This is a genomic window from Silvanigrella sp. (assembly GCF_044369315.1).
Classification (GTDB): domain Bacteria; phylum Bdellovibrionota_B; class Oligoflexia; order Silvanigrellales; family Silvanigrellaceae; genus Silvanigrella.
Window position 1 is genome coordinate 1 of sequence record NZ_JBIPMD010000186.1, and the last position, 6,900, is coordinate 6,900.

Consider the following 6,900-nt stretch of genomic DNA (forward strand, 5'->3'; position numbering starts at 1 on the left):
TTAACACCATTTCAACACCTCTTTCCTATAAGTTTTTTTCGGATCTGGGTGTCTACTTTCTTAGGGGAGGATCAAAATGAATGCTGAAGTTACAACAACTGAAGTAGTCGCTATTTTCTTTTTCAAAGTAAATTCCTCCTATATTTTAAAAAAATATATCTTTTTTTTTATAAGTATTCAAATTATTAGGATTAATTTATTTATAGAGAATCTATAATTAACAACATTGTTACGTTGTGTAAAATTAGGATATAATTTTGTAATAATATTTTTTTATTTGAAAATATTTTTTTGTAATTGTTTCTCTTTATTAATTGAATTCATTTTTAAAAGTTGTTTTACCAAATTTTTGCATTTGTTTTTGTAGTTTATTTCTAAAATATTTTTTAAATACAAGCAGGGTTCTTTTTTGTTATAAGAATTTTTAATTTTTTGAGAGGTTTTATTCATAATCTCTCCGATTATAATGAAGAATTAATTTATATCTAAAAAAAATTCCTTAAAAAATTAATGTTGCTGGGGAATTAGGAGTCGAACCTAAACATACGGAATCAGAAACCGGTGTCCTGCCATTAGACGATTCCCCAAAAGGATTTTTAATGTATACTTATCATTAAAAAAATACAAGTGCCTGAGATTTTTTGTTAATTTAAAAAAAGTTAATAAATAATCAGTGTTATAATTTTTTAAGAAGAAATTTCAATCTCTCATTTGCTTCTTTTAAAGACATTTTATAAATATCTGATTCCAAAATACTTTGAGTAAAGTTACCATTATTGCTAATCCATTTTCCAGAAATCATCATATTATAAATTGCACCAGTCGTATCTCCCATAGATAAATTACGAGGAATATTTTCTGAAGGCCACATGGATGGGTGATTTAAATCCCATATATTCAAATTTGCTAAAGCTCCTTGTTGAATAATACCTGCATTAAATTGATTATGAAATGTTCCTGGTCCTTCAAATACTTTATTTAATAAAAAACTGCTATCTGCAAATTTAATTTGAATTTTTTTTATATTATTCTTCTCTTTTAGAAATAATAACTTGTTTTTTTGTGTGAACTTATCCATTAAATTTGTATGATTTTGGAATGTACTCTGTAGGCTCGGGAAACCAGAAACCATTTTAAGTTCTTTTTGAAGATTCATGGAGTCATTGCTTGCAACACAATCTGTTGCAACAAACCATTTTAATTTATTTTTATACCAATCAATAATATTTGCGGGAAATTGAAAAATCATTTGTGAAAAGGGACAAAAAACAAGCGCATTGTTTTTACTTTGAAGTAACTTAAAATCTTTTTTATTTAAATAAATTCCATGAATAAATAAGTTAGAGGAGGAATTTTTTAATATTCCTAGGGAGTTTAAAAACTGTATAGGAGTTGTTTTATGTTTTTTATAAATTCTATTTATTTCTTCATATGATTGGGCGACATGAGCATGTATTGGAATATTTAATTTTTTTGAGCCTTCAAGAATTTCGCGCCAAAGGCTTTCGCTTACCGTGTCTGTCGCATGTGGTCCAAATGCAGCATATATTCCTGAGCTTTCATATAAATGATTCGAATGAATTTTGTAGGTTTCATCTAACATTTTTTTATAAATAGGGACTCCTGGACCAGAAATGTCTTGCAATGTAGGAGCAATTACGGCTCCTATTCCAGTTTCTTGACAAGCTTTTGCAATTTCTTCACCATAATAATAATGATCCCATATCAAGCCATTTCCATTTAAAATATTTTCAAAGGCGCCTATTCTTGAAAAAGACCTTACATCTGAAGGGGTTAATAAAGATTCTGCTTTATAAAAAATATCTTCAATTAAGTTTTTTGGTTTTGAATTTGTATTAAAAAAACTTCTAAAAAAATTCATGGCTATGTGAGTGTGTGAATTAATAAACGATGGGGTTATAAGTCGATCGCCAAAATCATGAATGGTTACTTTTTTAAAATGCTTTTCTTTTGTTAGAGATTCTTGATAAGATTCTAATGAGAGTTTTGTGACTTTGTGAATATGATTTCCTGATATTTCTATTGAAGCAGGGAAAATTTTATATAAAGCCCCTTCTTTAAGAAGGATTTTTTTGGAAAAAATAATTTCATTGCAATTCACCTTGGACTCCAAAAATAATACAAACAATCAAGTTGCATCGCCACTAGAGATATTATATGGAGAAAACTATTCGTTATGCAATAATAATTTTAATTTTTATGTTTCATATAAACTGTTTTAGTAAAGAAAATGGATTTATATGGATACCTTTGGCATGGACATTAAATTATGATAAATCGAATTCTGATAATTCTGAAATCGTGATTAAATCTGTTAAATTAATATTGCATGAAACTGAAACGAATAAAAATGAATATTCAGAACTTAAATCTACAGGTAAAAAGAATAATATTATAACAATAAATTCTAAATTTTCTTCAAAAATATTTTTTTCAAAAAAATTATTTGAAATACCAGCAGGAAATTATGAGTTAAAAGGAATAAATATTGAATATGTAAATAAGAATAAAGTAATTAATAATATAGAAATATCTGCAACTAATCCATATGGTAATTCAAAATCAAAATATGTTAATTTTTTAATTAGTAATAATCATATATCTCCAATTCCAGAAATTTCTTATGAAAGCAATATAATAGTAAAAGAAGGAATAATAAATAATGTTTCATCTCAAGTTGATTTAATTGAGGAAGATTATATTTATGTAAACGACATTTACAATCAAATTAAATCTGTTAAAAATTTAATATATGGTAATAAAATAACATTTATAAACGCAAATTCTCAGTTTCCTTCTTTGCAGGTTGATGGTTCTAAAATTAAATATCCTAATTCAAATTATATTGGTATGATAATAGATGTTTCTTGTGACATAAAAGGAATTCTTAAAACAGTTTGGGTTAATAAAGGCGATACATTGCAATATGTATTTTATGAAAATGTTAACAATAGCAAAGATAAATGTAAGGTTCATAATGTTTTTCCTCAAAAATATTATCTTCCAAATGGAAATTGGACAATGCAGTCAATGACAATAAATGTGAAAAATAAAGTAGAAAGAAAATTTAATACTTCTTCTCTGTTAAAAAAAGATAGAGAGTTAAAAAAATATTTTAAAATGACAGAAGAATTTTTTAAATATCAAGATATAAAAGAAAGAACCCTATTAAAAATAATAGAACTAAATTTAACAAATAAGCAAGATCCAAAGGGATTATACTTTGTGGGTACTACTGAAATTAAAAAAAGTGATCTTGAAGATATTATAGAAAATAAAGATGTTAAAAAGACTGTTATAGGAGATATTAGTTTCTATTTTAAAAGAAATTATGAGATTTATACGATAAAAAAATTATTTTCAGTTAAAAAAGTATATAATGCTTATTCTGGCGATCAAATGAAGAAAGATCGTATTATTGGTGATATTCAATTAAAAATAATTTTGACTGGTACAAAAAAGAATAATGAAAATTTAAAAAGATTTTTAGAGCAATTAAAAGAATATACAACTACAGAGATTGCATCTTGTGTATCTGAACAGGAAGTATCTGATCCTTTATTAATTTTAAATGGATTTATTCAAATTCAAAACTTTAAAAGTAAATCTAGATTTTTAGACATTTCTAATAAGGACTTTAAATTTATAAGTAAAGGTTTATCACAAGAAAAGATCAATAAATGTATGGAAGACAAGTTAAAGCTATTTAAGTTTAGTAAAACTTTTACAACGCCTTTTAAAGCTAAAATATTATTTGAAAGTTTTTAAAATAGAATATATGGACTATAAAATATTAAATTTAAAATATAAAAATTCACAAAATATTTCAAAAATTAAATATCCTGTTGTTTTGCTTAGAGGTTTAGGTCGCTCTATGAATTTTTGGCTGGACTTTGAACATGAATTATCAAAATTTTGTGATATTATTTTTATTGATCTTTTAGGTACAGGAGGAAGTAAAGATATATTTGGAAGGGTACAAATTTCAAAATTCGCCTTAGACGTTTTATATACTTTAAAAAAAAATAATATTTTAAATTTTCATCTAGCTGGCATTAGTTTAGGTGGAATGGTTTCCTTAGAAATGTCTAGGCTGATATCTAATGATGAATGGATAAATATGAATTTGAAATCTGTTTGTATTATGTCTTCTTCATCGGCTGGTTTTAATTTAAAAAGAATTAACTACAAACCATTATTTTTAATTTTACTTTCTGTTTTTATATCATTTATAAAAGGCAAACCTAGTCATAAACTTTTTTCAAAATATTTAATATCTAATGATTCTAAAGTAAATAAAAAACAAATTGTTAAAATATGGGATGAAATTTGGAAAAGAGAATCTTTTTCTAAGATAGCTTTAATTCGTCAATTGTTAGCAGCTGTTTTTTATAGAATTAAAGTGAATAAAAAAATATTAAAATATAATTATTTATTTATTGTTTCCAAAGGTGATTTATTGGTGCCATGGAATAATACTGTTTTTTTATGGGATAAAGTACCCTTTGCGGAATTGTGTATATTAGATAATTTAGGTCATGATATTACTACAGATGATCCTGTTTTAATATCTAGTATATTATATAATTTTTTTAAAAGATTTGAATTATAGTTCTGTTTTAATAGTTAATATGGTTTAGGTTTTTCAATTTTATCATGAAAATGAATTGTTTTTCTATCGCCCCAATAAAAATCAGCTCCAAGTGCTAGTTTTTGAAACACGGCAATGGCTTCTTTTTTAGATTCAAAGTCAACATAAGCTTCTCTGTATTCACCAATTCTTAAATTTGTATATTTAATTATGACACGATATTTTCCATTATGAAGGATCATGATATCAACCCAGTTTGCAGTAAATCCTTCTGCTTGAGAAATATTATCTATAAAAATGGAATTTATAATTAAGATAGCAATGATAATTAGTGATTTTGTCTTCATAAATAAAAAAATCCCTAAAGTAAATTCTGTTACTTTTCGGGATTTAGAATGAAATCTTGAGATAGGAAATTATTACTTAAATATAATTTATAAAACCCAAGGACGAGTGCCTTCGTTAGAAGGAGTTTTGCCAATAGCATCTTTTCTGCTAAGTTTAATACGGCCTGTGCGGTCAAGTTCAATTACTTTAACCATGACTTCATCACCTTCTTTAACAACTTCTTCCGTTTTATTAATACGGGTTGCAGCAAGTTGTGATATGTGAACAAGCCCTTCGACACCAGGTTTTATTTCAACAAAGGCACCAAAATCAGCTGTTTTCTTAACTATACCAAGATATATTTCGCCAATTTCAGGATCTGTCGTTAAATAATTTACCATACGTTTTGCTTTTGCTGCTGAATTTCCATCAGTAGATGCAATGCTTACAATGCCTTCATCATTTACTTCTAACTTACAGCCTGTGTCAGAAACAATTTTTTTGATATTTTTTCCACCGGGGCCAATAAGATCACGAACTCTTTCGGGTTTGATTTTAATTTGTTCAATGCGTGGGGCAAGTTGACTTAAATCATTTGGACGAGAAATAGCGCGAAGCATTTTATCTAAGATTAAAATACGAGCATCTTTAGCTTGTGCAAGTGCTTTTTCAAGAATTTCCATTGAAATTCCTGAGATTTTGATATCCATTTGCATAGCTGTAATTCCGTTTTTACCGCCAGCAACTTTAAAATCCATATCGCCTAGGTGATCTTCGTCGCCTAAAATATCAGATAGAATTGCGTATTCTTTTCCTTCTAAAATAAGACCCATTGCAATTCCAGCAATTGGCTCTTTTAAAGGAACACCAGCGTCGAGCATGGATAAAGTACCAGAACAAACAGAAGCCATTGAGCTTGAGCCATTGCTTTCTGTAATTTCAGATACGATACGAATTGAATAAGGAAAGCGATTTTTAGTTGGAAGAGATGCTTTTAAAGCACGTTCCGCTAAATTACCATGACCCACTTCACGTCTTGCTGGAGAGCCAAGACGTTTCACTTCACCAACAGAATAACCAGGCATGTTGTAATGTAACATGAAAGTTTTTTCTTCGAGAACGTTCATGATAGATTCGCTTCTTTGAGCATCATCATGAGTTCCTAAGGTAACAACGCCTAAGGATTGCGTTTCGCCGCGTGTAAATAATGCAGAACCATGTGTTCTTTTTAATACACTTGTTTGGCAGTCAATATTACGAACGTCTTTTGAAGAGCGTCCATCAACACGATAATTGTCTTTAATAATGCTGTTACGTAATATTTTGTACTCTTGCATTTCAAAAAGGTAACTAAATGCTTTTTCGGATTCAGTATTACCAGCTTCAACAAGTTCTGCTTTCGCTTCTTTTTTAACAACATCAATTGCTTTTTTTCTATCAGATTTAGAAGCAATGGCATAAGCGTCTTTCAAAGCTTTTGCGTATTTTTTAGAAATTACAGACTTCATTTCCGCATTTTGTGGAACATCTGGAACTTGGCGTTTTTCTTTGCCGCATTTTTCACGAATTTCATCTTGAAAATGGCATAGTTTTTTAATTTCTTTATGGCCAACTTCAATGGCTTCAAGAATTTGTGCTTCTGTTAAAAAATTTGCTGCAGCTTCAACCATTAAAATAGCATCTTTTGTACCAGCAACAACAAGATCGAGATCGCTTGATGGAAGTTCGGATTCTGGAGGATTAATTAAATATTTTCCATCTTTAAATCCAACGCGAACACCTGCAACAGGACCTGCAAAAGGAATATCAGAAATATGTAAAGCACAACTAGCGCCTAAAATAGCGAGTTGTGAAGGAGATATTTTAGGATCTAAGGAAACGACTTTAGCGATAACCTGGGTCTCTACTAAGTAAGTTTCGGGAAATAGAGGGCGAATAGGGCGGTCGATTAAACGGCTGAT

At 28.4% G+C, this 6,900-nt stretch carries 6 protein-coding genes and 1 tRNA gene; 2 read left to right on the forward strand and 5 right to left on the reverse strand.

The window, feature by feature from the left end; translation table 11 throughout:
* Positions 1–273 precede the first annotated feature (273 nt).
* From ACIQ56_RS12950 to ACIQ56_RS12960, 3 genes are all read right to left on the reverse strand, one after another.
* Entirely contained in the window at positions 274–450 is a 177-nt protein-coding gene (locus ACIQ56_RS12950) for a hypothetical protein (RefSeq protein ID WP_397601475.1), read from the reverse strand.
* A 66-nt stretch (positions 451–516) separates the two neighbouring features.
* Positions 517–587, reverse strand: a tRNA-Gln gene (locus tag ACIQ56_RS12955).
* A gap of 89 nt (positions 588–676) precedes the next feature.
* Positions 677–2,122: an amidohydrolase family protein gene (locus ACIQ56_RS12960; RefSeq protein WP_397601476.1), complete on the reverse strand. Its 1,446-nt coding sequence runs from the start codon at positions 2,120–2,122 to the stop codon at positions 677–679.
* A 56-nt stretch (positions 2,123–2,178) separates the two neighbouring features.
* Between ACIQ56_RS12960 and ACIQ56_RS12965 the strand changes: the two genes are divergently transcribed.
* Entirely contained in the window at positions 2,179–3,789 is a 1,611-nt protein-coding gene (locus ACIQ56_RS12965; protein ID WP_397601477.1) for a hypothetical protein, read from the forward strand.
* Positions 3,790–3,799: 10 nt separating this feature from the next.
* Entirely contained in the window at positions 3,800–4,633 is an 834-nt protein-coding gene (locus ACIQ56_RS12970) for an alpha/beta fold hydrolase (protein WP_397601478.1), read from the forward strand.
* Between the two features lie 14 nt (positions 4,634–4,647).
* Here the strand turns inward: ACIQ56_RS12970 and ACIQ56_RS12975 are convergent, their stop codons facing one another.
* Positions 4,648–4,959 carry a hypothetical protein gene (locus tag ACIQ56_RS12975; protein WP_397601479.1) on the reverse strand — a complete coding sequence of 104 codons (312 nt, stop codon included), beginning with the start codon at positions 4,957–4,959 and terminating at the stop codon, positions 4,648–4,650.
* An 87-nt stretch (positions 4,960–5,046) separates the two neighbouring features.
* A partial coding sequence (pnp, locus tag ACIQ56_RS12980) for a polyribonucleotide nucleotidyltransferase (protein ID WP_397601480.1) occupies positions 5,047–6,900 on the reverse strand: 1,854 nt, incomplete at its 5' end.